The sequence below is a fragment of the Xanthobacter pollutisoli genome, assembly GCF_040044995.1.
GTDB lineage: Bacteria > Pseudomonadota > Alphaproteobacteria > Rhizobiales > Xanthobacteraceae > Xanthobacter.
Genome location: NZ_JBDZDP010000004.1, coordinates 136,975 through 162,992 on the forward strand (window position 1 = coordinate 136,975; position 26,018 = coordinate 162,992).

Consider the following 26,018-nt stretch of genomic DNA (forward strand, 5'->3'; position numbering starts at 1 on the left):
GTGCCAGAGGGGGAGTGCGAGGGATTTCAGGGGGTTGGGGGTTAGAGCACTGCCGGTGGGGTGGATGGGGGGTGAGCGGTATGAGGGGGGAGGTGGAAAGGGGGTTATCGGGGACTGGGTGCAACTCTTGGGTGGCTGCGAAAATCGAATCGCCTCATAGTCTACGGCGTTGCCCTACCCACTTGAGCACCTAGCATGAGCTTGTTGCGTGACATTCAAAAATCACTGTTGAGCGGCAGCGATGATCTGGGCCCTGTCCTTCTTCGGCTGCGCTTTCTGGCCGCCCAATTAGGTAGTATTGCGCTTGAAGAATGGGTTAAGCACGAAGCGGAGGGCTACCCGTCAAACGTTGAGGTTCCTTCTTACAGACAGGTTTCTGTTGAGTATGTAGGAGATTTTAGCGGACCATTCGGATCTGGCATTAGGAATGCACCAATACCGAGCTACCTAATAGCTAAATTTGCTGGAGAGCAATGGATAAATTACAGAATTAGGCAAAGTTTATCCTCTATTGAGGCTCTTGTTGGTTCGGCGAAGAATAAGGGCGAAAATTTACACATTAACTCATCAAATTTGATATTGCTTCTTCAGGGTAAAGTCTACGAAGATTATGCATGTAATAATGTGTCGGGTCGCCTGTCGGTTGCCGCGCTGGTCGATATTCAGAATGCGGTAAGAAGTCGCGTTCTCGAACTGACTTTGAAAATTGAAAAAGAAATTCCTGATTCGGTAGAGGTTGATGTTGAGAGCGTAAAAAATAGTAATATTCTGAAGGGGGGTGAAAAAGTGTCTAATATAACAAACCAAGTTGTGTATGGGAATTATACTTCGATAAACAATAGTGGCGATGGGGCTAGCATAAATCTCAATGTCGCTTCGGGCAGCGTGTCGGACGTGGTTCGCGAGCTTTCTGAAAATGGGCTTCCCCATGGCGATGCGGCTGCGTTCGCTCAAGCGCTAGCTGCTGATGGTCAGCCACTGGATAAGGCCGCACCCTTCGGCCCCAAATCAAAAAGTTGGATGAAGGACAATATCTCGAAAGCAATAGACGGAACATGGAAGATCGGGGTCGATGTTGCCTCCAAGATTTTGACGGAAGTGGCGCTAAGATACTACGGCCTTAAATAGCTTGTGAGGGTACCCGTTTGACGGTTGATGCCCTGACGCATCCCCCCTCCCCCTTGCATCCCACCCCTCCCCCTGCCATATAGCGCGTGGGAGGTTGGCGGTGGACGAGCCACTCGCCAACCGGGTCAGGTCCGGAAGGAAGCAGCCCCAACGAGCCCGGTCTCGGGTCTTCGTCCAGCCTCCCACCCCTTTTCCCCACGCACCTCCTGACCGCCGCCCCCGATGGATGATCCGGTCAAGCCGGAGAATGACGGCTGTGTGGGGTTGCGCCCCGCTTTCCTCCGCCCGTCGCCCTCTTCTTCCCGCCGTCTCCTTCCCTCCCGCCGTCTGCTTCCTTCCCGCCGTCGCCCTCCGGCTTGACCGGAGGGCCCATGGTGCCGCCCGGCACCGGCTTCAGGCGGAGGCATGGATGCTCCGGTCAAGCCGGAGCATGACGGCTGATTGGGGTGGAGTGCGTTGGGGCGGGCTGGGGACGCGCGCCTTTGACTGCGCGCTCGCTTCCGCCCGTCACGTCCTCCCCGCCGCCTGCCCTCTTCTCCCGCCGTCTCCTTCCCTCCCACCGTCGCCCTCCGGCTTGACCGGAGGGCCCATGGTGCCGCCCGGTGCCGGCTTCAGGCGGAGGCATGGATGCTCCGGTCGAGCCGGAGCATGACGGTGGTGTGGGGGTGGGGCGGGATGCGGACGGGCGCCTTTGACTGCGCGCTCGCTTGCGCCCGTCTCGTCCTCCCCGCCGCCGGCATTCCTTCTCCCGCCGTCTCCTTACTTCCCGCCGTCGCCCTCCGGCTTGACCGGAGGGCCCAAGGTGCCGCCCGGTGCCGGCCTCAGGCGGAGGCATGGATGCTCCGGTCGAGCCGGAGCATGACGGTGGTGTGGGGTGGAAAGAGCCGCCCCTCAGCCGAGGGCGATCTCGTCGAAGAGATCGCGCCATTCGGGATTGTCCTTTTCCACCAGATCGATCTTCCACTGCCGCAGCCACGCCTTCAGGCGCTTCTCGCGCTGGATGGCGGCCATGGCGGTCGCGTGGATCTCGAACCAGACGAGGCGATGCACCTGGTAGCGGCTGGTGAAGCCCTCCCCGGCGCCCAGCCGATGCTCGAACACCCGGCGCGTCAGGTGGTTCGTCACGCCCACATAGAGCGTTCCGCGCGGCTTGCTGGCGAGGAGATAGACGAAGTAGCGCCGCTCCATGCTCAGGCTCCGCCGTGGTGCGGGTAGATTGCACAGGACGGTGCCCGGTTGCCAGCGCTTCGGGTGTGGCCTTCACTGTCTCCGTCTTCGCGCCCGTCGCCCTCCGGCTTGACCGGAGGGCCCATGGTGCCGCCGTCCGTCAGCTTCAGGTGGAGGGATGGATGCTCCGGTCAAGCCGGAGCATGACGGCGGTGTGAGGCGGGGCGGGGTGGGGTGGGCGCTTTTGTCCGCGCGATCGCTTCCGCCTGTCTCCTTGCCTCCCGCCGTCGCCCTCCGGCTTGACCGGTGGGCCCATGGTCCCGCCGGGCGCCGGCTTCGGGTGGAGGCATGGATGCTCCGGTCAAGCCGGAGCATGACGGTGTTTTGGAATGGGGTGGGCGCTTTTGTCCGCGCGATCGCTTTCGCCTGTCTCCTTGCCTCCCGCCGTCGCCCTCCGGCTTGACCGGAGGGCCCATGGTCCCGCCGGGCGTCGGCTTCGGGTGGAGGCATGGATGCTCCGGTCAAGCCGGAGCATGACGGTGGTTTTGGGGTGGGGTGGGCGCTTTTGTTCGCGCGATCGCTTCCGCCCGTCGCCTTGCCTCCAGCCGTCGCCCTCCGGCTTGACTGGAGGGCCCATGGTGCCGACGGGCGCCTGCCCTCGACGGAGGCATGGATGCTCCGGTCAAGCCGGAGCATGACGGCCGTGTGGGGTGGAGAGGGCGAGCACTGCCGCCGCCTCCTCTGTCCCCCAAACCGCCCCCGCCAGAAAGCGCCGCGGTCCCGTCGCAATCCGGTGCGGATCGCGCGATAGGAGAGCGAGCCCATCCAAGGAGGCCACCATGTGGGTCGTCGTCGTTCTCGTCCTATCCTCCCTCGTCAAGCCGGAAGCGGTGGTGAACCGCGACAGCTCCTATCCCACCGAGGACGCCTGCAAGGCGGCCATCGCCAAGAACGTGCCGGCCAAGCTCGATGCCAAGCACAAGGAGGCAGTGGAGCAGGGCTATCGCCGCTACGTCTGCATCCGCGTGCCGGCCGACGCGGCCAAGCCCAAGACCTGATCCGCGCTCGGCGCGCACACCCGACCGCGCCCGTGAGCGGGCACGCCTGCGCCGGCGCCGGGGGATTTCCCGGCGCGCCCATCGACCTTGCCGCGGGCGATGCTATGTATGGGTGAGGTCCCGCAGGGGTGGGGCCGCAGCAGTCCCGAAGGCGGCACGATGAGCGAGGACCAGCGCACCGAGGAGGACAAGGCGGCGGACGAAGGTCCGGGCCTCGACCTCGGCCTGCCGCCCGCAGCGTCGCCCCCTCCGCCCGAGCCCGCGGCAGAGCCCGCCGCCGCCTATCGCGTGCTGGCGCGCAAATACCGGCCGCAGAATTTCGCGGACCTCATCGGCCAGGAGGCCATGGTCCGCACCCTGAGGAACGCCTTCGCCTCCGGGCGCATCGCGCAGGCCTATATCCTCACCGGCGTGCGCGGGGTGGGCAAGACCACCACCGCCCGCATCCTCGCCCGCGCGCTCAACTACGAACCCGCCGACGGCGCCCCCGGGGGCCCCAGCCTCGACCTGTCGGCGATGGGCAGGCACTGCCGCGACATCATCGAATCCCGCCATGTGGACGTGATGGAGATGGACGCGGCGTCCAACACCTCCATCAACGACATCCGCGAGATCATCGAGAGCGCCCGCTATCGCCCGGTGATGGCGCGCTACAAGGTCTACATCATCGACGAAGTGCACATGCTCTCCACGGCGGCCTTCAACGGCCTCCTGAAGACGCTGGAAGAGCCGCCGGAGCATGTGAAGTTCATCTTCGCCACCACCGAGATCCGCAAGGTGCCCGTCACCGTGCTGTCCCGCTGCCAGCGCTTCGACCTGCGCCGCGTGGAGGCGGGCACGCTGGCCGCCCACCTCTCCGGCATCTGCGCGCGCGAGGGGGTGACCATCGAGGGCGAGGCCCTCTCCATCGTCGCCCGTGCCGCCGAGGGCTCGGTGCGCGACAGCCTCTCCCTCCTCGACCAGGCCATCGCCCACGGCGGCGGCGCGGTGACCGCGGAGGAGGTCCGCCGCCTCCTCGGCCTCGCCGACAAGGGGCGCGTCATCGACCTGTTCGAGGCGGTCATGAAGGGCGAGATCGCCCGCGCCCTGACCGAATTCCGCGATCAGTACGATTCCGGTGCCGAACCGGGGGTGATTCTCACCGACATGGCCGATTTCACCCACCTTGTCACCCGATTGAAGATCGTCCCCGACGCGGCCGAGGACGCCTCCCTGGTGGAGGCCGAGCGGGTGCGCGGACTGGAGTTTGCGCAGGGCCTGTCCATGCGCGTCCTGGCGCGGGCGTGGCAGATGCTGGTGAAGGGAATTACCGAGGTCCAGCAAGCCCCTAAGCCCGCCCAGGCGGCCGAGATGGTGCTGGTGCGCCTCGCTTATGCCGCGGATCTGCCCACCCCCGACGAGGCCCTGCGGCGCCTGAAGGACCAGCCGCCCGCCGCCCCCTCCGCTCCGTCGCCCCCGCCTGCGGCCCCACCTCCCTCCGGCGGCGGCCCCCGCCTCTCCCTCGCCCCCCGCCCGTCCGCGCCGCGGCCGGAAATGGTGAGCGAACCCAAGGCGTTGGCTGCGGTGGATGGGCCGCGCCTCGCGACCCTCGGCGACGTCGCCGCCCTCGCCGCCACCCGCCGCGACCTCGCTCTGAAGCACGGCATCGAGACCCAGCTCCGTCCCGTTCATGTGGAGGAGGGGCGGATCGAGGTGGCGCTGGTGCCCGGCGCCCCCGGCAGCCTCATCCAGGACCTCTCGCGCAAGCTGTCCGACTGGACCGGAAAGCGTTGGCTGGTCTCGGTTTCTTCCCAGTCCGGCGGACCCACGCTGGCGGAGGAGAACGCCGCGGTGAAGGCCGAACGGGAGGAGGGCATCAAGGCCCACCCGTTGGTGGCCGCCGTCCTGGCCCGCTTTCCCGGCGCCGAGGTGGTGGACGTGCGTACCCGCGCCGAAGCCCCCGCCGACGAGGGCCTCGCCCCCTCCGAGGAGGACCTGATGGCCGGCCCGGGTCGTGACGACGAGATCGAGTACTAGGTCAAAGGAGCTGCGCGATGCGCGACCTGATGGGGATGATGAAGCAGGCCAAGGAACTTCAGGAGCGCATGCAGCAGATGCAGGCGGAGCTGGAGACCATCGAGGTCGACGGCGCCGCCGGCGGCGGTCTTGTCAGCGTGCGCGTCACCGCCAAAGGCGAGTGCAAGGCCGTGCGCATCGACCCTTCGCTGATGAAACCGGAGGAGGCCGAGATCGTCGAAGATCTCATCGTCGCCGCCCTCGCAGATGCGCGGTCCAAGGCCGAGCGGGTGATGCAAGACAAGATGAAGTCGCTCACCGGCGGGCTGGCCCTGCCGCCGGGGCTGAACCTCTTCTGAGGGGGCCGCGTGGCGCCCGCCCGCATCAATCGACGGGGAGGCGGCGACCTTCCGTGTGGGCGGCGATCCATTTGTTGATTTCGCGGACGTGCTCGGATTCCTCCTCGAGGAACTCCTTCGCCAGCACCCGGATCTCAGGGTCCTGGGTGCTCTCGAACACGCCGCGATAGTAATTGAGGCTGGCCTCCTCCGCATCGCGGGCGATTTCCAGCGCCTGGCCGCGACCGATCATCGGATCGGCGGCCCAGATGCCCGCGGTTTCCGGGCTTTCGAGGTCGGGCCAGACATATTCCCTCGCCGACATCTGCGGCATGTCGCGAAAGCTCGCGCGGGCGCGCGCATCGGCGAGGTGGAGGCGGGAATAGTCCGACAGGCGGCGGAAAAGTCTGGCGACATCGCCATTGCCGCAGGTCTGCATGACGTCGGCCAATTCACCGAAGCGCAGGGCGGCCTCTTCCTCGAGCTTGACGGCGTAGGCGAGGAACTCTTCGACGGTCTTCACGGTCATGCCCTCCGGCTGCGGAAACGCCGGCGCGACTGTTCCGCGCCGGCCGAATGGATCTGGCGATCCGCGTCAGGCTTCGGCGGGGCAGTGCTCGTAATGGATGATGACTTCTTCCTCGCGGGCGATGAACTGGCAGGCAAGGCGATAGGGCGGGGCGATGTCGTTGACTTCCGCGTCCTTGATCTGCTCCTCGGTGATCTTTCCGAGTTCCTTGAGCTTCATCTTTTCCCGCTCGGTGAGCGAAATGGCCATGCGCGGCTTGCCGTCCACATACTCAACCCGGATCAGGCAGGAGCCGCATTCGCCTTCCTGGCATTCGAACGGGATCTTCACGCCCGCTGCCTGGGCGACCGTCAGAATGGTCGAGGTGTCGCCGGAGGTTGCGTAGGCGCGCTTGTCCCTGGTCGTCGTCGACCGGAAAGTAATGATGGGCATGGATGTGTCCAATCGCCGGAGGTTCAATCGTCGCCAAGAAAATACGGTACCAGGATGACTTGACGGTGGGCTGCAAGAATAGGTCGCGTCAAATTCGGCGCATCGCTGGGATGACGCGCGGCACTTGCTAAAATGCTTGGCGCTGGCCTGCCTTGATGCAGGTCATTTTAATTAGAATCATTCCTGAGCTCTGGCGTGACTGTGCCGATCGCCTGGGCGTGAGGCGATCCACGCGCGGCCGGGATCAGCGCTGCCAGCGCATGCCGGTGAGGCGAGGGTCGGCCGCGAAGGCGTCCTGGCCGAAGGTGAGGGTCAGGCGCGGCGCCTCGCACACTGCGGTGACGCCGGTTTCACCGATCAGGAGGTGGAAGGTGCGCCGCTCCACCGGTGCGGGCGCGGTGAAGGCGGTGCAGGTCAGAACCGCGAGGTTCGCCCCGCCCGAGACGTCGCGCACGGAGCGATAACGGATGATCTCCAGCGCCGCCGCCCGCGCCACGTCGGCGAGCTGCTGGCAGGGCGCATAGTTCACAAGGTCCGTCCAAAGGGCGGCGTCGCGCGACAGGGGCGCCGCGGTGAGATCGAGAAGGCGCTCGCTTGCCACGTCTGCGGCGAAGGCGGTGTATTGCCCGGCGCCGCGCGGCCAGGGGGTGGCAGGGGATTCGGCGAAGAACAGCAGCCGGTAGAAGGCAAGCTCGGCCAGCGCCGTCTCGGGTTGCTCGGAGGCGTAATAGACCCCGGCCGTGCGGCCGGCGCGACGGAAGCGGGAGCCGTGGGGATAGGGCGGCTCGTAGCGGAACGGGGTGAAGAGCAGATAGTCGAGGTGCCGGCACTCCGCGGGCAAGGGTGGCTTGGTGGCCTCGATGAGGTCTTCCAGCAGCGCCTGCTCACCCACGCTGTCCACGAGCTTGAAGGTCGAGGTCAGGTGCTGCGCCTCCACCAGCCGCCAGCAGCGCCCGGCGTAGGGGCGCGCCTCACAGGAGAGCGCGTCGGGCGTCCAGGTAGGCGATGACATCCATCAGTCCCGGAATGGTGCGGATCTTGTCGAGGGGCGTCGCGTCGAGCGCCGTGTTGGGATTGGTGAGCCAGGCGCGGGCGATGCGCTCGTCGCCGCCGGCGATGGCATCAAGCGAACGGAACAGGCGCACGAACAGGATGGCGAGCTCGAACGGCTTGGTGCCGGCCTCCAGCGTAAACTCGCCTTTCTTCATGCGTGTGAGCGAGGCGGGGCTGAGGCCGATGATGGCGGCGAGCGTCGCGGCGCTGACGGCGAGCCGCTCGGCAGCCCGAAGAACCGCCTTTGTGACGACGGCGCCTTGGCTGGCGGCCGATGCGAGAGGCTCGGCCATGCGCATTCTGGTCTCCGATCGTTCCATGAGAAATAATTGCACGAAAAAATTACGATGGAAATCCTCTTGGCAGAAATAAAAAGGGCGGCCGCGAGGCCGCCCTTTCAACTCTAGCCGGGGTGGGAGCGATCACTCCGCCGCACCGGCCTCGCCTTCGGAGCCGCCGGTGCGCAGAGCCTCGCGCTCGGCCTTGGCCTTCGCTTCCAGGTCCTCGCCGGTGGTCTGGTCCACCACCTTCATGGAGAGGCGGGTCTTGCCGCGCTCGTCGAAGCCCATGAGCTTGACCTTGACCTTGTCGCCTTCCTTGACCACATCGGAGGGACGGGCGACGCGCTCGTTGGCCATCTGCGAGACGTGGACGAGGCCGTCCTTGGACCCGAAGAAGTTCACGAAGGCGCCGAAGTCCACCACCTTCACCACCGTGCCCTCATAGATCTGGCCCACTTCCGGCTCGGAAGCGATGGACTTGATCCAGTTGATGGCGGCCTTGATGGCGTCGCCCGAGGCGGAGGCGATCTTGATGGTGCCGTCGTCCTCGATGTTGATCTTGGCGCCGGTCTTCTCGACGATCTCGCGGATCACCTTGCCGCCGGAGCCGATCACTTCGCGGATCTTGTCCACGGCGATCTTCATCACCTCGATGCGCGGAGCATGCTCGCCCAGCTCGGCGCGGGCGGTGGTGATGGCCTTCGCCATCTCGCCAAGGATGTGGACGCGGCCGTCCTTCGCCTGGGTGAGGGCGACCTTCATGATCTCCTCGGTGATGCCGGCGATCTTGATGTCCATCTGGAGCGAGGTCACGCCCTGCTCCGTGCCGGCCACCTTGAAGTCCATGTCGCCGAGATGGTCCTCGTCGCCGAGGATGTCGGAGAGCACGGCGAACTTCTCACCCTCCAGGATGAGGCCCATGGCGATGCCCGCCACCGGGCGGCGCAGCGGCACGCCCGCATCCATCAGCGCCAGCGAGGAGCCGCAGACGGTGGCCATGGAGGACGAGCCGTTGGACTCGAGGATCTCCGACACCACGCGCAGGGTGTAGGGGAACTCGTGCTTGGCCGGCAGCATGGGGTGGATGGCGCGCCAGGCGAGCTTGCCGTGGCCGATCTCGCGGCGGCCGGGGGAGCCCATCCGGCCGGTCTCGCCCACGGAGAAGGGCGGGAAGTTGTAGTGCAGCAGGAAGTGCTCCTTGTAGGTGCCCTCCAGGCTGTCGATGAACTGCTCGTCCTCGCCGGTGCCGAGGGTGGCAACCACCAGGGCCTGCGTCTCGCCGCGGGTGAACAGGGCCGAGCCGTGGGCGCGCGGCAGGATGCCGACCTCGGACACGATGGGGCGCACGGTGCGCACGTCGCGGCCGTCGATGCGGATGCCGTCGTCGAGGATGTTCCAGCGCACGATCTTGGCTTCGAGCGCCTTGAACACCTCGGAGACCACCTGCGGGTTCGGCACGGAGGTGCCGCCGATGGCGAGCTCCTCGTAATACTTCTTCACCTTGGCCTTGGCAGCGCCGACGGCGGCGTAGCGGTCCTGCTTCTGCTTGATCTTGTAGGCCTCGCGCAGATCGTGCTCGGCGATCTCGCGGACTTTGGATTCGATCTCGGAGACGTCGGCCGGCTGGAAGTTGCGCGGCTCCTTGGCGGCCTTCTCGGCCAGCTTGATGATGGCCTCGATCACCGGCTGGAAGTGGCGGTGGCCGAACATCACCGCGCCGAGCATGATCTCCTCGGGCAGCTCCTTGGCTTCCGATTCCACCATGAGCACCGCGTCGCCCGTGCCGGCGACCACGAGGTCGAGCGCGCTCTCCTTCACCTCGTCGACGGTGGGGTTGAGCACATATTCATTGTCGATGAAGCCGACGCGGGCGGCGCCCACCGGGCCCATGAAGGGCACGCCGGAGAGGGTCAAAGCGGCCGAGGCGGCGACCATGGCGACGACGTCGGGATCGTTCTCGAGATCATGCGCCAGGACGGTGACGACGACCTGGGTCTCGCACTTGTAGCCGTCGGGGAAGAGCGGGCGGATGGGGCGGTCGATGAGGCGGGAGACCAGCGTCTCCTTCTCGCTCGGACGGCCTTCGCGCTTGAAGTAGCCGCCGGGGATGCGGCCGGCTGCGTAGGTCTTTTCCTGGTAGTTCACGGTCAGGGGGAAGAAGTCCTGGCCGGGCTTCGCCTCGCGGGCGGAGACGACGGTGGCCAGCACCTTGGTGTCGCCGTAGGTGGCGAGCACGGAGCCGTCGGCCTGGCGGGCCATCTTGCCCGTTTCCAGAGTGAGGGTGGTTCCGCCCCAGTCCAGCTCTTCGCGGTGGATGTCGAACATGTCTTGCTCTTTCAGTTCAGGCGCGAACGAAACGAGCCATGAGCAAGACGGCCGGACGCGCCGCACGGAGCCGATCCCTCATACGGGGGCTCCGACGGTAGCGTCCGGCGATCCTGCCATGGCTCTTTTCCATTCGCCGACCCGCAGCAGGCCCCATGCCCGCTGCGCACTGCGCTTGCCTTAAGCACAAGCGCGCGGCGCCGGCTGTTCCCGAGCCGGCGCCGGAGGGAACGTCACCGGCGGATGCCGAGACGCTCGATGAGGGACTTGTAGCGGCCCTCGTCCTTCTTCTTCAGATAGTCGAGGAGGCTGCGGCGCTGCGAGACGAGCTTGAGCAGCCCGCGGCGCGAGTGGTTGTCCTTGTTGTGGGACTTGAAGTGCTCGGTGAGGTTCACGATCCGCTCGGTGAGGATCGCCACCTGCACCTCGGGCGAGCCCGTGTCGCCGTCCTTGGCACCATAGTCCTTGATGAGCGCCTGCTTGCGCTCCGCAGTGATCGACATCGGTCCATCCTTTCAACGAGAGTGGGTGGAGCCCGTTGCCCGCGTGCCGATGACGGCACAGGACGTTGGGTCTCCCCTCGGCCGGGCCGGGATGTCGTCCAGCACGGTCGAGGTCTTGCGCGGCGCGGCCCGGGGCCGCCATGCCGTTTTCTGCCGTCTCCAGCAGCGAACGCGGCGCCGCAAGGCACCGTCCGCGGCGCGGACTATAGACATTTTTCTGCGTGGAACCAGCGGAATGTTTCGCCGCCTCCGGGGGCGAGGTTCAGTCCGAGCCCGGGTCCGGAACGTAGCCCGCGGCGGTGATGCCGGCGACGGCGCACGCTTCATCATTGTCCGAGGTGTCGCCGGAGACGCCGACGGCGCCGATCACCTGGCCGTCGCCGGTACGGATGAGGACGCCCCCCGGCACCGGGATGAGCGCGCCGCCGACGGTGGATGTGACCGCGGCAATGAAGAAAGGCTGGTCCTTCGCCCGCTTGAACAAGGAGCGCGAGCCCATGCCCAGCGCAAGCGCGCCCTTGGCCTTGCCCATCGCGATATCGGTGCGATTGAGGCTGCTGCCGTCCTCCGCCGCGAGGGCCTTGGGGGCGCCGCGCGAGTCGAGCACGCACACCGCAAGCGGATTCATGCCGGCGGCGTGCGCATGGCCGAGCGCGGCCGCGACGATGGTCTGAGCCTGGTCGAGCTTGAGTTCGGACACGCCTGTTCTCCCCTGGGTCTGCCCGGCGGCGCACGGGCGCCGCATCCCTGCGTCCTCCCTTAGCTCAAGCGCGCGGGATTGCGAACCACCGTCCGCCCAACACCCGCCCACCTGCCGCGCGCGGCCACGCCCGAGCCCGAAATTCCCCCTCCCGCCGCCGGTGCTCCCCGTGCCACCATGGCCCGCCCCGACCTGGAGTGCAGGCCGCATGATTCCCACGCGACAGAGCCGCGAGCCCGGCCATCGCCGCAAGTTCCTGGTGGTGGTGGACGACACGCCCGAATGCGACCGTGCGGTCTATTATGCCGCCCGCCGGGCCGCCGGCACCGAAGGCGGCGTGGTCATGCTCGGCGTGCTGGAGCTGGAGGGCGTGAACCAGCAATGGCTCGGCGTCGCCGACCTGATGCGCGCCGAGGCCCATGAGGAGATGGAGGCGCGGCTCGCCAAATATACCGCCCGCGCCCGGCAGGTGGCGGGTGTGACCCCGGAGTGCGTCATCCGCGAGGGGACCAAGGCCGAGGCCATCGCCGCTTTGATCCATGAGGACCGGGACATCGCCATCCTGGTGCTCGCGGCCGGCACGGGAAAAGAAGGCCCGGGGCCGCTCGTCACGTCCCTCGCCGGGGCCCACGCCGCGCGCTTTCCCATTCCCGTCACCATCGTGCCCGGGGCGCTCACCGACGCTGATCTCGACGCCATGGCGTGATCCGCGGTTCACCGCCGGGACGGAGCTGGTCCGTCCCGGCGGTCGCGCGGCCCGGACGATGAACGCGAGGACATGATCCTCATCCGGGGCGGCGGTTCGAAATGCGAAGGCCACCCTTAGCCCGGCGCGAGGCACTGGGCCCGGCCGGCTGTCCAGCTGTCGCCACCGGCGCGGCAGGGCCTACGAGGATGCCGGTGCGCCGCGCAGGCCCGGCCGCCGCGGGGGGGCGGCCTTGAACACCGCCCGTGCGGCGCAATTGCGGCACGTCGGCGCGCGCGGGGCAGGGCGCGGATCCTTGCCGTCCACATCCAGCGCGATCCCGCGCGCGAGCCGGTGCTTGCGCGGCTGGCATTTCCGTCTATATTAGCGCCGTCCCCCATGGGGATGCCTCAGCGCCATCGCAGTCGAAGGTGATGAGAGTGGGCCCCAGCCGGGACCCGCTCCTTTTCTGCTTACCCGGGTTCTGCTGACCGGGGTTCGCCTCGACCTTCCGGGGGCTGCGCCGCCGATGCGAGGCCAGACGAACATCCGGGCGCCGGTGCCGAACCGCCGCGCCCGGCCGGACAGACGAATTTTGCGGACGAACCGTCCCCGGAGGGACATGACCGAGACCAAAGCCGTGCTCGACGATCCGAACGAGCCGCGCCTCATCACCGAGACCGGGGTGGCCGCCCGCGTGGCCGCCATCGCTTCCGGCGTGCTCGCGGGCCTGGGTTATCGCCTGGTGCGGGTGAAGGTGACGAACCGCGATGGCGGTACGGTGCAGATCATGGCCGAGCGTCCCGACGGCACCATGAGCATCGACGATTGCGAGGCTGCGTCCCGCGCCCTCTCGCCGGTGCTCGACGTGGAAGATCCCATTTCCAGCGCCTATCGCCTCGAAATGTCCTCGCCCGGTATCGACCGGCCGCTGGTGCGGCTGTCCGATTTCGTGCGCTGGGCCGGGCATGAGGTGAAGGTCGAGATGGCCGTGCCCGTGGACGGGCGCAAGCGCTTCCGCGGCCTGCTCGTGGGCGCCGAAGGCGATGAAGCGGTGGTGCGCCGCCTCGATGCCCGCGCCGACGAGGAGCCCACCGTCCGCCTGCCGCTCTCCGACATCCACGATGCCCGCCTCGTCCTGACCGATGCCTTGATCCGCGAAGCCCTGCGCGCCGCCAAGGCTGCGGGCCAAGACGTTGACGACGAGATCGACGAGGCGTTCGGCGCGGACGCCGACGGCGTCATCGATCCGGATGTCGATCCGCTGGAGGCGGACGATACGTTCGAGCCGGGCGATCTGGCCGAGGCGCCCGCAGCGACCAAGTACCGGGGCGTGGCCAACAAGGCCGCGACCGGCAAGGTCGCCGGCAAGAAGGCCAAGAAAAGCAAGGTTGCGGGCAAGAAGCCCGATGCCAAGAAATCCAACGCCAAGAAGAAGGCCGGCCTGGAAACAGCCGGCTTCTCGGCCAACGCCAGCAGCGTGAAGGAGAAGCACTGATGGTTGCCGTCAGCGCAAACCGGCTGGAACTCCTGCAGATCGCCGACGCGGTCGCGCGGGAAAAGTCCATTGATCGCGGCATTGTCATCGCCGCCATGGAAGACGCCATCGCCAAGGCCGCGCGCTCGCGCTACGGCCAGGAGACGGACATCCACGCGGACATCAACCCGCGCACCGGCGAGCTCCGGCTCGCCCGCCACCTGCTGGTGGTGGACGAGGTGGAAAACACCGCCACCGAGATCACGCTGGACGGCGCCCGCCGCCACAATCCTGCGGCGCAGGTGGGCGACACCATCGCCGACACCCTGCCCCCCTTCGACTTCGGCCGCATTGCCGCGCAGTCGGCCAAGCAGGTCATCGTGCAGAAGGTGCGCGAGGCCGAGCGCGACCGGCAGTATGACGAATACAAGGACCGCATCGGCGATGTGGTGAACGGCCTCGTCAAGCGTGTCGAGTACGGCAACGTGGTGGTGGACCTCGGCCGCGGCGAGGGCATCCTGCGTCGCGACGAACTCCTGCCGCGCGAGACGGTGAAGACCGGCGACCGCATCCGCGCCTATATCTACGACGTGCGCCGCGAGCCCCGCGGCCCGCAGATCTTCCTCTCGCGCACCCATCCGCAGTTCATGGCGAAGCTGTTCGCCCAGGAAGTGCCGGAGATCTACGACGGCATCGTCGAGATCAAGGCGGTGGCCCGCGATCCCGGCTCGCGCGCGAAGATCGCGGTCATCTCCCGCGACTCGTCGGTGGATCCGGTCGGCGCCTGCGTCGGCATGCGCGGCTCGCGCGTCCAGGCGGTGGTGAACGAGCTCCAGGGCGAGAAGATCGACATCATCCCCTGGAACCCGGACATCGCGACCTTCATCGTCAATGCCCTGGCCCCCGCCGAGGTGGTGAAGGTGGTGCTCGACGAGGAACGCGAGCGCATCGAGGTGGTTGTTCCCGACGCCCAGCTGTCGCTGGCCATCGGCCGCCGCGGCCAGAACGTGCGCCTCGCCACCCAGCTCACCGGCTGGGACATCGACATCATGACCGAGCAGGAGGAAAGCGAGCGGCGCCAGAAGGAATTCGCCGAGCGCACCAAGATGTTCGCCGAAGCCCTCGATCTCGACGAGATGATGGGCCAGCTGCTCACCTCCGAGGGCTTCACCTCGGTGGAGGAGATCGCCTACGTGCCCATCTCCGAGCTCGCCTCCATCGAAGGGTTCGACGAGGACACCGCCACCGAGCTCCAGGCCCGCGCGCTCAAGCACCTCGCCGAGGTGGAGGAGGCGCTGGACGCCCGCCGCACGGAACTGGGTGTCGAGGACGATCTGAAGGACGTGCCGGGCGTCACCTCCAAGATGCTGGTGGCCTTCGGCGAAAACGACATCAAGAACGTGGAGGACCTCGCCGGCTGCGCCACGGACGACCTCACCGGCTGGACCGAGCGCAAGGACGGCGAGACCATTCGCCATGCCGGCGCGCTGGACGGCTTCGAGTTCTCCCGCGAGGACGCCGAGGCGCTCATCATGCAGGCGCGCGTCGCCGCTGGCTGGATCGAGGCCGATGCGCCCGAGGTGGAGGCCGAAGACGCCCCCGCCGACGAAGCCTGAGACAAGGAGATGACCCGGGGTGCTCGCAACCATGGACGAGGACGAGACGGATGGGGGACCGCGGAGCCTTGGCTCGGCGCGGGCGCCCCTGTCACGCCTTTGCCTCGCCACGCGGCGGGTCACTCCGGTCTCGCAGATGCTGCGCTTCGTGGTGGGGCCGGACGGCCAGATCGTCCCGGACCTCGCTCGTAGGCTGCCCGGCCGCGGCGCCTGGGTCAGCGCCACACGGGCCGATTTCGAGACGGCGCTGAAGAAGAAGGCCTTCGGCCGCGCCTTCAAGGGCAAGGGCGCGACCGCGCCTGGCCTTGCCGATCTCATCGACACGCTCATCTACAAGGACACCCTCGCCGCCCTCTCCCTCGCCAACAAGGCGGGCAAGGTGGTGACGGGCCATACCAAGGTCGAGGCGGCACTTGCCGCCGGAGACGTGCAGGTGCTCCTGCACGCCCAAGACGCGCGCCCGGACGGGGTGCGCAAGCTGAATGCCCTCGCACGTCAGGTGGAGGCCGCCGGTATCCGAGCCGCGGCCGTGGTCGATTGCTTTCCAGGCATCGAATTGGACTTGGCGTTGGGGCGGTCAAATGTGGTACATGCGGCGCTGCTCGCGCATCCGACGGCCCAAGGATTTCTCGGACGCTGCCATAGGCTCTCCCGCTGGCGGACAGGTGTGTCCGAAGGTGAGGGACCCGGGCAGGCCGAAGATCTTGGGCAGGGCAAGGACCTCCCGCATGTCCCCGGCCGGATGCAAGGAACGGATACGGAATGAACGATACGAAGACCCCAGGCGACAAGACGCTGCATCCCGCCCCCGGCAAGACGCTCACGCTGAAGCGCCCGGTGGAGCAGGGGACGGTGCGCCAGAGCTTCAGCCACGGCCGCTCCAAGGCGGTGGTGGTGGAGAAGGTGAAGCGCCGCGTCATCGCCCCAGGTGAAGCAGGCCACGCCGCTGCGGCGCCGGCTGCAGCCCCGGCTGCGCCTGCCGCGCCGCGCCCGGCTGCGCCCGCTCCGGCGGCCGCGCCGGTGCAGGCCAGGGCCCCGGCGGCCCCGGCTGCGGCTCCCGCCGCGCCCGCCCCCGCCGCGCCTGCGCCATCCGCTCCTTCCGCTCCCGCAGCTCCGCCGGCTGCCGCGCCGGCCGAGGTCAAGGCTCCGGCTCCCGTCAAGGCTCCCGAGCCAGCGCCCGTCGAGGCGAAGGCTCCGGTTGAGCCGGCGCCAGCCCCTGCGAGCCCCGCTCCCGCCACGCCGGCCCCGGCCGCCGCTGCGGCCCCGGCAGCGCCCAAGGCTCCGGCGGCGCCCGCCGCGCCTGCGGCATCCTCCCGCCCCGCAGCAGCCGGCCCGCGCCCCGCCGATGGTCCGCGCCCCGGCGCGTCCGCCGCCTCGCGCCCCGGCTCCGCCGGTCAGGCCTCGTCGCGTCCCGGCGCCCCCGCCCGTCCCGGCCAGCCGCCGCGCAGCGGCGGGCCCGGCGCCGAGCGCGATCGCCGTCCCGGTTCGGGCGGTCCGTCCCGTCCCGGCAACCAGCAGCGTCCCGGCGGCTCCGGCGTGGTCCTGCGCACCCTCACCGAGGAAGAGCGCAACGCCCGCGCCAGCGCTCTGGCCGATGCCCGCGTCCGCGAAGTGGAAGAGCGGCGCATGGCCGACGAGCGCCGCGCCGCGGAGGAGGAAGCCCGCCGCCGCGCCGAGCGTGACCGGGTGGAGCGCGCCGAGCGAGAGGCCGCCGAAGCGCGCAAGCGTGAAGAGGAGACCCGCCGCGCCCAGGAGGACGAGAGCAAGCGCCGCGCCGAGCAGGAGGCGCGCAAGCGCTTCGGCGGCGAGGAGCAGGGCTCGCGTCCCGCTGGCACCCCTGCGGGCGCCACCACCGCGCGCCCCCTGACGCCCCGACCCGCCGGCACCGCCGCCGGCGCCGAGGCCGAGGAGGAGGAGCGCCGTGGCGGTGCCGTGCGCCGCACGCCGGGCGCGCGTCCCGTCGCCCCGGTCAAGGTGCCCCGCGCGCCCGCCGGCCAGGAAAAGCAGCGCGGCCGTCTCACCCTCGTCACCGCTTTGTCGGGCGAGGAGGAACGGCAGCGCTCGGTGGCCTCGTTCCGCCGCCGTACCCAGCGCATGACCGGCCACCGGCAGCAGGAGAGCAAGGAAAAGATCGCCCGCGAGGTGATCCTGCCCGAGACCATCACCATCCAGGAACTCGCCAACCGCATGTCGGAGCGGGCCGTGGACGTGATCCGCATGCTGATGAAGCAGGGCCAGATGGTGAAGATCACCGACGTGATCGACGCCGACACGGCCGAGCTGATCGCTGAGGAATTGGGCCACACCGTGCGCCGTGTCTCGGAATCGGACGTGGAAGAGGGCCTGTTCGACACGCCCGACGCCCCCGAGACCCTGCTGCCGCGTCCCGCCGTCGTGACCATCATGGGCCACGTCGACCACGGCAAGACCTCGCTGCTGGACGCCATCCGCAAGGCCAACGTGGTGTCCGGCGAGGCTGGCGGCATCACCCAGCACATCGGCGCCTATCAGGTGACCGCGCCCTCGGGCTCGAAGATCACCTTCATCGACACTCCCGGTCACGCCGCCTTCACCGCCATGCGCGCCCGCGGCGCCAAGGTGACGGACATCGTGGTGCTGGTGGTGGCGGCGGACGACGGCGTGATGCCGCAGACGGTGGAGGCCATCAACCACGCGCGCGCCGCCAAGGTGCCGCTGATCGTGGCGATCAACAAGATCGACAAGCCCGGCGCTAAGCCGGAGCGCGTGCGCTCCGAGCTGCTCCAGCACGAAGTGCAGGTGGAAAGCATGGGCGGCGAGACGCTTGAGGTGGAGGTCTCCGCCAAGGAGCACCTCAACCTCGACAGGCTGCTCGAAGCCATTGCGCTCCAGTCGGAACTGCTCGACCTGCGCGCCAATCCCGACCGTGCCGCGGAAGGCACCGTGGTGGAAGCCAAGCTCGATCGCGGCCGTGGCCCCGTAGCCACCGTCCTCGTCCAGCGCGGCACCATGCACGTGGGTGACATCGTTGTGGCTGGTGCCGAATGGGGCCGCGTGCGCGCCCTCATCTCCGATACCGGCGCCAATGTGGACGCGGCCGGCCCGTCCTTCCCGGTGGAGGTGCTGGGCTTCAACGGCACTCCGGAGGCGGGCGACCGCCTCGCCGTGGTGGAAAACGAGGCCCGCGCCCGCGAGATCACCGACTATCGCCAGCGCCAGAAGCGCGAGAAGGCAGCGGCCCGTTCCGCCACCATCCGCGGCTCTCTGGAGCAGATGATGAGCCAGGTGAAGGCTTCGGGGCGGAAGGAATTCCCCCTCATCATCAAGGGCGACGTGTCGGGCTCGGTGGAAGCGATCATCGGCGCTCTGGAAAAGGTCGGCAACGACGAGGTCCAGGCTCGCATCATCCATTCCGGCGCGGGCGGCATCAACGAGAGCGACGTGACGCTGGCGGAAACCTCCGGCGCCGCGATCATCGCCTTCAACGTGCGCGCCAACAAGGAAGCGCGCGACGCGGCCGAGCGGCAGGGCATCGAGATCCGCTACTACAACATCATCTACGACCTCGTGGATGACGTGAAGAAGGCGATGAGCGGCCTGCTCGCCCCCATCAACCGCGAGACCATGCTGGGCAATGCCCTCATCAAGGAGATCTTCCTGGTCTCCAAGGTGGGCAAGGTGGCCGGCTGCCAGGTCACCGACGGCATCGTGGAACGCGGCCAGCACGTCCGCCTCATCCGCGACAACGTGGTGATCCACGAAGGCAAGCTCGCGACGCTGAACCGCTTCAAGGATGCGGTGAACACCGTCCACGCCGGCCAGGATTGCGGCATGTCCTTCGAGAACTACCAGGACATGCGCGCCGGTGACGTGATCGAGTGCTACCGCGTCGAGGTGATCCAGCGCTCGCTGTGACCTGAGCCGGGACGCCTGTCTCACTCCGCCTTTTAAAAAGGCTTGTGGCTGGGAGAGCGTTCCGGGCGGATGCCGGGGGCCGTCGCAAAACGGCCCCGCGTCCCCATCCGGCCCCGCCCCGTGCGCTTCCGCCCATGTCGGAAGCTCCGGTGGCACGGGGCCCGCGACCCGTCCCACCGGAGCGGCACGGTCCAAGCCCGTCCGCTCCAAATCGAGGAGAAGGCGTCCGCGGCACCGCGGCGACGCCGAGCAAGGCCCAAAAGACCATGAGACCTGATACCCGCACGGGGGGCGGCCCCTCCCAGCGCATGCTGCGCGTGGGCGAACTCGTCCGCCATGCCGTTGCCGATGTTCTCCAGCGCGGCGACGTCAACGATCCGGTGCTCTCGGCGCACATCATCACCGTGCCCGAGGTGCGCATGTCGCCCGATCTGAAGATCGCCACCTGCTACGTTATGCCCCTCGGCGGCAAGGATCTCGCACCCGTGCTCAAGGCGCTGGATGCCAACCGCCGCGCCCTGCGGACCGAGGTGGCCCGCCGGGTGGAGCTGAAGAGCGTGCCCGAGCTGCGCTTCCGCGAAGACACCTCGTTCGACGAGGGGGCCCGCATGGATGCGCTGCTGCGCTCTCCCATCGTCGCGCGCGACCTCGACGCGCCGCCTTCCGACGACATTGCAGAAGAGAACGACCCCGAATGACCGTCCCAGCCGCTTCCGCCGCTCCGCTCGACCCACCGGCCGCCGACGTGAAGGACGGCGCCGCCCCGGCGAACGGCCGCACGCCCCGCGTCACCCGCGAGCAGGACAACCGCCCGCGCCTGCCGAAGCGCGACCTCGACGGCTGGGTGCTGCTGGACAAGCCCACCGGCATGACCTCCACGCAGGCCGTGGCGGTGGTGAAGCGCATTTTCGGGGCGAAGAAGGCCGGCCACGCCGGCACCCTCGATCCGCTGGCATCCGGCTGCCTGCCCATCGCCTTCGGCGAGGCGACGAAGACCGTTCCTTACGTCATGGACGGCCGCAAGACCTATCGCTTCACCGTGCGCTTCGGTATCGAGACCGACACCGACGACGCCGAGGGCAAGCCGGTGGCGACCTCCGACGAGCGCCCATCCGATGCGGAGATCGTGGTGGCGCTAGATGCCTTCCGCGGCGAGATCATGCAGGTTCCGCCGGCCTATTCGGCGCTGAAGATCGGCGGCGAGCGCGCCTACGACCTCGCCCGCGACGGCGAGGAGGTGGTGCTGGAGGCCCGTCCGGTCACCATCTTCCGCATCGACCTGGTCGAGCGGCCGGACGCCGACCATGCGGTGCTGGAGGCCGAGTGCGGCAAGGGCACCTATGTGCGCGCCATCGCGCGCGACCTCGGCCGCATGTTGGGCGCGCGCGGGCACGTCTCCACCCTGCGCCGCGCCTGCGTCGGTCCCTTCCCGGAAGAGGATCTGGTGCCGCTCGACGAACTGCGCGAGCGCGCCGATGCCGGCGAGGAGGCGCTCATGGACGCCCTCGATCCGGTGGCGCTGGCGCTCGAGGAAATCCCGCAGATCACCGTCACGCCCCAGGATGCCCACCGCCTGCGCTGCGGCCAGAGCATCATCCTGCGCGGCCGCGACGCGCCCATTGTGGAGGGCCATGCCGCGGTCTTCTGCCAGGGCGCGCTCATCGCCATCGGCGACGGCGAGGGCGGCGAGGTGTTCCCGCACCGCGTCTTCAATTGGGGCAAGCCGGCTACCAAGCCGCCGCGCCGCGGCGGCCGGTAAACAGGGAGCTCGCCGCGCCGCGGCGGCCGGTAAACAGGGAGCTCGCCGCGCCGCGGCGGCGGGTCTCCGGCACACGCCGCCTCAAACGGCGGCGACAGCTTTCCCGCAAAGCGAAGTATACGGCATATCTCTTGCGTTCCGTCCGTGGGGGCTTTCACGGAAGGACCATTCATGCTGCGTTTCCCGGCGCTACGAACCACGCTTGCCGCCGCTGTTCTCGGTGCCATCGCTGCCACCGCGCCGGCCAGCGCCGAAAGCGTGATCCGCTACGGCATCTCCATGGCCGATATTCCCCAGACCACGGGACAGCCCGATCGGGGAGCAGGTGCCTATCAATTCACCGGCTACACCCTGTATGACCCGCTGGTCGCCTGGGAGATGAACGTGGCCGACCGGCCCGGCAAGCTGGTGCCCGGCCTCGCCACCGAGTGGAAGGTGGATCCCGCTGATCCGAAGAAGTGGCTGTTCACCCTGCGCAAGGGCGTCAAATTCCACGACGGTTCCGACTTCAATGCCGATGCAGTGGTGTGGAACCTCGACAAGGTGCTCGACGAGAAGGCCCCGCACTTCGACAAGCGCCAGTCCGCCCAGGTGAAGACCCGCCTGCCGTCCGTCGCCTCCTGGCGCAAGGTGGACGACATGACGGTGGAGATCACCACCAAGGACGTGGACTCCTTCTTCCCTTACCAGATGCTGTGGTTCCTGGTGTCGAGCCCGGCACAGTACGAGAAGCTTGGCAAGGACTGGGACAAGTTCGCCCAGAGCCCGTCAGGCACTGGTCCCTTCAAGCAGGAGAAGCTGGTGCCGCGCGAGCGGCTGGAGCTGGTGAAGAACTCCGACTACTGGGACAAGTCGCGCCTGCCCAAGACCGACCGGATGATCCTCATCCCCATGCCGGAAGCGCTGACACGCACCAACGCGCTGCTCGCCGGGCAGGTGGACCTGATCGAGACCCCAGCGCCCGACGCCGTGCCGCAGCTGAAGTCGGCCGGTATGAAGCTCGTCACCAACATCACCCCCCACGTCTGGAACTACCACCTCTCGGTGCTGCCCGGCTCGCCCTGGACCGACGTGCGCCTGCGCAAGGCGCTGAACCTCGCGGTGGATCGCGACGGCGTGGTGGAGCTGATGAACGGCCTCGCCCAGCCCGCCAAGGGCCAGGTCGACAAGACCAGCCCGTGGTTCGGCAAGCCCACCTTCGACCTGAAGTATGACCCGGAGGCCGCGAAGAAGCTGGTGCAGGAGGCGGGCTATTCCAAGGAGAAGCCGCTCAAGACCACCTTCATCATCGCCGCCGGCGGCACCGGCCAGATGCTCTCCCTGCCCATGAACGAGTTCCTGCAGGCGAGCTTCAAGGAGATCGGCATCGACGTGGAGTTCAAGGTGGTGGAGCTCGAGGCGCTCTACACCGCCTGGCGCAAGGGTGCGAAGGACCCGATGAACGAGGGCATCACCTCGAACAACATCGCCTATGTCACGTCCGACCCCCTCTACGCCCTCATCCGCTTCTTCGATTCGCGGCAGGTGGCGCCGGTGGGCGTGAACTGGGGCTTCTATTCCAACCCCAAGGTCGACGCCCTGATCGACGAGGCGAAGCGCACCTTCGATACCGCCAAGCAGGACGCGCTTCTCGCCCAGGTGCACCAGCAGGTGGTCGACGACGCCGTGCTGGTGTGGGTGGTGCACGACGTGAACCCGCACGCGCTTTCCCCGAAGGTGAAGAGCTTCGTGCAGGCCCAGCACTGGTTCCAGGACCTGACCACCATCGGCCCCAACTGAGCCGACGCTGCCGACGTGCGAAGGGGCGCCCCGGGGGGCGCCCCTTCTGCTTTTTGGTCGAGGTCTCAGATGATCTGGGCGGCGTCCTCGAAGGCGAGACGAGGCAGGCGGGGCATCACCTTGGCGGCGTCGCCATGGCCGATGGCGGCGATGAAATTGGTCTTGGTGGTTCCGCCGGGGAAGAATTCGGCATCCACCTTCGCCGCGTCGAAGCCGGAGATGGGGCCAACGTCGAGGCCCAAAGCGCGGGCAGCGAGGATGAGATAGGCGCCCTGGAGGGAAGAATTGCGGAAGGCGTGAGGCTCGACCATGCCCGGGTTGTTCACGAACAGATCGCGGAACTGCGGGTAGTGCGGGAAGAGCTCGGGGATCTTGTCGTAGAAGTCCAGGGCGTATCCGATGATGGCGACCACCGGGGCGGCCAGGATCTTGTGGTTGCTCTCGGGGAGGGCCGGACGCAGGCGTTCCTTGGCCTCGGGCGTGGTCAGGAAGACGTACCGCGCCGGCTGCGTGTTGGCCGAAGTCGGACCGTATTTCACCAGGTCGTAGAGCGCGTGGATCTCGGCCTCGCTCACCGGCGCGTCGGTCCAGCCGTTCTGCGTGCGCGCGGCGAGAAAGAGGCGATCGACAGCGGCCTGGTCGATGACGGGAAGGTGGGACATTCGGGGCTTCCTGTTGGGAAAAGGGGCACGGGCGTGCGATGAGGACCTGAATAGCTGGGAGGTGGGCCTCCTTGGCAGGGGCGGCAACGCTCCGGCTTCGCAAGCTTCGCTTGCACTGCTGCAATGACCCTCGGGAAGATGTCGGACTCATCAGCAAGCGTGATCGCGCCGCCACCGCATTTGATGTCCCCTCCGCGCGGCCGAGCCTCTATAAGTCGGCGCCACGGGCCCGGCTGCGGTCGGGCGCAGTGTCCATCCGTGGGTCCGCCATGACAGTCTCCGCCCTGCCCCTCGTCCCGCCCGCGGCGGAGGATCCCTATGTCGAGCGGGTGCGCGACCATGTGCGGACGCTGCCGGAGAGCGGCATCGTCGAGGTGATGAATTACGGGCGGTCGCGGCCGGGCATGATTCCGCTATGGGCCGGCGAGGGCGACATCCCGACGCCCGCCTTCATCTGCGAGGCCGCCGCCGCGACGCTCCACGCGGGCGAGACCTTCTACACGTGGCAGCGCGGCCTGCCCGAGCTGCGCGCCGCCATCGCCCGCTACATGGCACGACATTATGGCGTCGCGCCGGATCCCGAGCGCTATTTCGTGACCGGCTCTGGCATGCAGGCCATCCACGTCGCCCTTGCCATGGTGGCCGGGGCGGGCGACGAGGTCATCATCCCCTCGCCGGCCTGGCCCAATGCGGCGGCCGCCGCTCAGAAGACCGGGGCGCGGCCGGTCTATGTGCCGTTCGCCTATGGGCCTCAGGGCTTCGCGCTGGACCACGAGCGCCTCGCCGCCGCGGTGACGCCGGCCACCCGCGCCATCTTCCTCAACACCCCCGCCAATCCGACGGGCTTCGTGGCGACGCTGGATGATCTCAAAGCCGTCCTCGCCCTCGCCCGCCGCCATGGACTGTGGATCATCGCCGACGAGATCTATGGCCGCTTCTATTACGGGCACGCCGATCGCGCTCCCTCCTTCCACGACGTCATGGAGGCGGACGACCACATCCTCTTCGTGCAGACCTTCTCCAAGAACTGGGCCATGACCGGCTGGCGCATCGGCTGGCTGGAGGCGCATCCGCGCCTCGGGCAGATCATCGAGAACCTCATCCAGTATTCCACTTCGGGTGTCGCCGCCTTCATGCAGCGGGGCGCCGTGGCGGCGCTGGACGAGGGCGAGGCGTTCGTCGCCGAGCAGATCGCCCGTGCCCGCCGCGGCCGGGACATCGTGGCGGACGCGCTGATCGGCACCGGCAAAGTGGACCTCGTGAAGCCGCCCGGCGCCTTCTATCTGTTCTTCGGCATCGCCGGCCGGGAGGACGTGCGTAGCCTCGGCTTCACTCTGGTGGACGAGGCCAATGTGGGGCTTGCCCCCGGCACCGCCTTCGGCCCCGGCGGCGAGGGCTTCATGCGTCTGTGCTTCGCCCGGGGCGACGCCCAATTGGCGGAGGTGAGCCGGCGTCTGGTCTCCTGGCTGGAGCGCGACGGCACCGCGGGGGCGCCCACCGCGTGAGCCGCCTTGTCTACCGCCTGACGCATGCCGCGGCCGCGGCAGGGACCCTCGCGGCCTCCGGGCTCGGCGGCCTCGCCTTCGCGGCCATGGGGTTGCCCGCGGCCTGGATTTCCGGTGCGCTGGTGGTGGCGATCGTGCTCGCCGTGGCCGGCGTGCGCGTCGAAGTGCCGGAATGGGTGCGCTTCCTCGCCTTCATCGTGCTCGGCGCCTCCATGGGCACGGTGCTGACCCCGGAAACCTTCGCCAGCGCCGGCACCTGGCCCATCAGCATGGCGTGCCTCGGCCTGAGCGTGCTCGGCACCATGGCCGGCGCCACCCTGTTTCTCCATCTCGTATGCGGCTGGAGCCGCGAGACGGCGTTCTGGTCGTCCGCGCCGGGCGCTTTCGCCACCGTGATCGCCATGGCGGCGGACACCCGGGCCGATCTGAGGCAGGTGGCCTTCGCCCAGGCGCTGCGCCTGTTCCTGCTGGTGGTGGCCCTGCCCAACGTGCTCGGCGGCCTCGGCCTCGCCGGCGGCGGCGTACCCGAGCCGCCCCACGTCTCGTCCGCGATCGATGTCCTCCTGCTCCTCGCGGTCTGCGCCGCCACCGGCCTGCTGGCGACCTGGGTGCGGGTGCCGGGCGGGCTCATCATCGGCGCGCTGGCCGGCAGCGCCGCCCTTCATGCCTCCGGCGTCTCCAATGCGGTGCTGCCGCAGGGCCTCCTGATTCCGGCCTTCGTCGTGCTGGGGGCGAGCGTGGGGGTGCGCTTCATCGGCACGTCGGTTGTGACGATCCGCGCCTTCTTCTTCGCTGCCCTCGGCGCGTTCGTGGTGGCTGTGGTCATATCCACGGGCTTCGCCGTCCTCGCGGCCTATCTCACGGGCGAGGACATGGGCAAGCTCATCACCGCCTTCGCTCCGGGGGCGCTGGAGGCGATGACGGCCCTCGGATTCGCTTTGGGCTACGATCCGGCCTTCATGAGTGCCCACCATCTGTTCCGTTTCGCGGGTCTTTCAGTGGCCCTGCCGGTGGCAGCGCGCCTCCTGTTCGCGGCCGCACGGGAAAAGGACGCCGACAACACGCGATAGTGTCCTGAAACCGCTACGGAATGCCTTGAGCCGTGCCGGACCACCGGACACTCTGCGGCGAT

The 26,018-nt window shown here is 68.2% G+C and carries 23 protein-coding genes and 1 other RNA gene; 15 read left to right on the top strand and 9 right to left on the bottom strand.

Annotated elements, in window-relative coordinates:
• Window positions 1-195 precede the first annotated feature (195 nt).
• Together ABLE93_RS11455 and ffs are read left to right on the top strand one after the other, a co-directional pair.
• Entirely contained in the window at window positions 196-1,128 is a 933-nt protein-coding gene (locus tag ABLE93_RS11455; RefSeq protein WP_348839930.1) for an AbiTii domain-containing protein, read from the top strand.
• An 88-nt stretch (window positions 1,129-1,216) separates the two neighbouring features.
• Window positions 1,217-1,315, top strand: an RNA gene (ffs, locus tag ABLE93_RS11460) — signal recognition particle sRNA small type.
• Window positions 1,316-2,019: 704 nt separating this feature from the next.
• Here ffs and ABLE93_RS11465 read toward each other — a convergent pair.
• Window positions 2,020-2,316 carry a GIY-YIG nuclease family protein gene (locus ABLE93_RS11465; RefSeq protein WP_348839931.1) on the bottom strand — a complete coding sequence of 99 codons (297 nt, stop codon included), beginning with the start codon at window positions 2,314-2,316 and terminating at the stop codon, window positions 2,020-2,022.
• 818 nt (window positions 2,317-3,134) lie between these two features.
• On the opposite strand from ABLE93_RS11465, the gene ABLE93_RS11470 reads away from it, so the two are divergent.
• From ABLE93_RS11470 to ABLE93_RS11480, 3 genes are all read left to right on the top strand, one after another.
• Window positions 3,135-3,353, top strand: coding sequence for a hypothetical protein (locus ABLE93_RS11470; RefSeq protein WP_348839932.1), 219 nt, complete (start codon window positions 3,135-3,137; stop codon window positions 3,351-3,353).
• Window positions 3,354-3,512: 159 nt separating this feature from the next.
• Window positions 3,513-5,369 carry a DNA polymerase III subunit gamma/tau gene (locus ABLE93_RS11475; protein ID WP_348839933.1) on the top strand — a complete coding sequence of 619 codons (1,857 nt, stop codon included), beginning with the start codon at window positions 3,513-3,515 and terminating at the stop codon, window positions 5,367-5,369.
• A gap of 17 nt (window positions 5,370-5,386) precedes the next feature.
• Window positions 5,387-5,707: a YbaB/EbfC family nucleoid-associated protein gene (locus ABLE93_RS11480; RefSeq protein WP_348839934.1), complete on the top strand. Its 321-nt coding sequence runs from the start codon at window positions 5,387-5,389 to the stop codon at window positions 5,705-5,707.
• 25 nt (window positions 5,708-5,732) lie between these two features.
• On the opposite strand, the gene ABLE93_RS11485 is transcribed toward ABLE93_RS11480, so the two are convergent.
• The 7 genes from ABLE93_RS11485 to ABLE93_RS11515 all read right to left on the bottom strand — a co-directional run bounded on the left by ABLE93_RS11485 (window position 5,733) and on the right by ABLE93_RS11515 (window position 11,509).
• Window positions 5,733-6,209 (bottom strand): ferritin-like domain-containing protein, encoded by a 477-nt coding sequence (locus ABLE93_RS11485; RefSeq protein WP_348840099.1) that lies wholly within the window; start codon window positions 6,207-6,209, stop codon window positions 5,733-5,735.
• A gap of 72 nt (window positions 6,210-6,281) precedes the next feature.
• Window positions 6,282-6,647, bottom strand: coding sequence for a 2Fe-2S iron-sulfur cluster-binding protein (locus tag ABLE93_RS11490; protein ID WP_348839935.1), 366 nt, complete (start codon window positions 6,645-6,647; stop codon window positions 6,282-6,284).
• A 244-nt stretch (window positions 6,648-6,891) separates the two neighbouring features.
• On the bottom strand, window positions 6,892-7,659 hold the full coding sequence (locus ABLE93_RS11495) for an RES family NAD+ phosphorylase (protein WP_348839936.1): 768 nt from the start codon (window positions 7,657-7,659) through the stop codon (window positions 6,892-6,894).
• Complete coding sequence (locus ABLE93_RS11500) at window positions 7,619-7,999, bottom strand: antitoxin Xre/MbcA/ParS toxin-binding domain-containing protein (RefSeq protein WP_348839937.1); 381 nt, start codon at window positions 7,997-7,999, stop codon at window positions 7,619-7,621. Before ABLE93_RS11500 ends, ABLE93_RS11495 begins: the two co-directional genes overlap by 41 nt.
• A gap of 123 nt (window positions 8,000-8,122) precedes the next feature.
• Window positions 8,123-10,306 carry a polyribonucleotide nucleotidyltransferase gene (gene pnp / locus ABLE93_RS11505; protein WP_348839938.1) on the bottom strand — a complete coding sequence of 728 codons (2,184 nt, stop codon included), beginning with the start codon at window positions 10,304-10,306 and terminating at the stop codon, window positions 8,123-8,125.
• Between the two features lie 233 nt (window positions 10,307-10,539).
• Window positions 10,540-10,809 (bottom strand): 30S ribosomal protein S15, encoded by a 270-nt coding sequence (gene rpsO, locus ABLE93_RS11510; protein ID WP_348839939.1) that lies wholly within the window; start codon window positions 10,807-10,809, stop codon window positions 10,540-10,542.
• A gap of 262 nt (window positions 10,810-11,071) precedes the next feature.
• Window positions 11,072-11,509 (bottom strand): GlcG/HbpS family heme-binding protein, encoded by a 438-nt coding sequence (locus ABLE93_RS11515; RefSeq protein ID WP_348839940.1) that lies wholly within the window; start codon window positions 11,507-11,509, stop codon window positions 11,072-11,074.
• Window positions 11,510-11,717: 208 nt separating this feature from the next.
• Here ABLE93_RS11515 and ABLE93_RS11520 point away from each other — a divergent pair, with 208 nt between their 5' ends.
• The 8 genes from ABLE93_RS11520 (at window position 11,718) to ABLE93_RS11555 (ending at window position 22,719) form a co-directional block, all read left to right on the top strand.
• The gene (locus ABLE93_RS11520; RefSeq protein ID WP_348839941.1) at window positions 11,718-12,215 is read left to right on the top strand and encodes a universal stress protein; all 498 of its coding nucleotides are present in this window, start codon (window positions 11,718-11,720) and stop codon (window positions 12,213-12,215) included.
• A 601-nt stretch (window positions 12,216-12,816) separates the two neighbouring features.
• Window positions 12,817-13,692 (top strand): ribosome maturation factor RimP, encoded by an 876-nt coding sequence (gene rimP, locus ABLE93_RS11525; RefSeq protein WP_348839942.1) that lies wholly within the window; start codon window positions 12,817-12,819, stop codon window positions 13,690-13,692.
• Window positions 13,692-15,287, top strand: a complete 1,596-nt coding sequence (gene nusA / locus ABLE93_RS11530) for a transcription termination factor NusA (RefSeq protein ID WP_348839943.1) — start codon at window positions 13,692-13,694, stop codon at window positions 15,285-15,287. Before rimP ends, nusA begins: the two co-directional genes overlap by 1 nt.
• Window positions 15,288-15,306: 19 nt before the next feature.
• The gene (locus tag ABLE93_RS11535; RefSeq protein WP_348839944.1) at window positions 15,307-16,053 is read left to right on the top strand and encodes an RNA-binding protein; all 747 of its coding nucleotides are present in this window, start codon (window positions 15,307-15,309) and stop codon (window positions 16,051-16,053) included.
• The gene (infB, locus tag ABLE93_RS11540) at window positions 16,050-19,181 is read left to right on the top strand and encodes a translation initiation factor IF-2 (protein WP_348839945.1); all 3,132 of its coding nucleotides are present in this window, start codon (window positions 16,050-16,052) and stop codon (window positions 19,179-19,181) included. Before ABLE93_RS11535 ends, infB begins: the two co-directional genes overlap by 4 nt.
• 266 nt (window positions 19,182-19,447) lie before the next feature.
• A complete protein-coding gene (gene rbfA / locus ABLE93_RS11545) occupies window positions 19,448-19,879 on the top strand; it encodes a 30S ribosome-binding factor RbfA (protein ID WP_348839946.1) in 432 nt (143 codons plus the stop codon).
• On the top strand, window positions 19,876-20,940 hold the full coding sequence (gene truB, locus ABLE93_RS11550) for a tRNA pseudouridine(55) synthase TruB (RefSeq protein WP_348839947.1): 1,065 nt from the start codon (window positions 19,876-19,878) through the stop codon (window positions 20,938-20,940). The genes rbfA and truB overlap by 4 nt, the downstream gene beginning before the upstream one ends.
• Window positions 20,941-21,111: 171 nt before the next feature.
• Entirely contained in the window at window positions 21,112-22,719 is a 1,608-nt protein-coding gene (locus ABLE93_RS11555; RefSeq protein WP_348839948.1) for an ABC transporter substrate-binding protein, read from the top strand.
• A 65-nt stretch (window positions 22,720-22,784) separates the two neighbouring features.
• Here ABLE93_RS11555 and ABLE93_RS11560 read toward each other — a convergent pair whose 3' ends face one another.
• On the bottom strand, window positions 22,785-23,381 hold the full coding sequence (locus ABLE93_RS11560) for a malonic semialdehyde reductase (protein ID WP_348839949.1): 597 nt from the start codon (window positions 23,379-23,381) through the stop codon (window positions 22,785-22,787).
• A gap of 269 nt (window positions 23,382-23,650) precedes the next feature.
• On the opposite strand from ABLE93_RS11560, the gene ABLE93_RS11565 reads away from it, so the two are divergent.
• The gene (locus tag ABLE93_RS11565) at window positions 23,651-24,886 is read left to right on the top strand and encodes a pyridoxal phosphate-dependent aminotransferase (protein WP_348839950.1); all 1,236 of its coding nucleotides are present in this window, start codon (window positions 23,651-23,653) and stop codon (window positions 24,884-24,886) included.
• Entirely contained in the window at window positions 24,883-25,956 is a 1,074-nt protein-coding gene (locus tag ABLE93_RS11570) for an AbrB family protein (protein WP_348839951.1), read from the top strand. The genes ABLE93_RS11565 and ABLE93_RS11570 overlap by 4 nt, the downstream gene beginning before the upstream one ends.
• The last annotated feature ends 62 nt before the right edge of the window (window positions 25,957-26,018 follow it).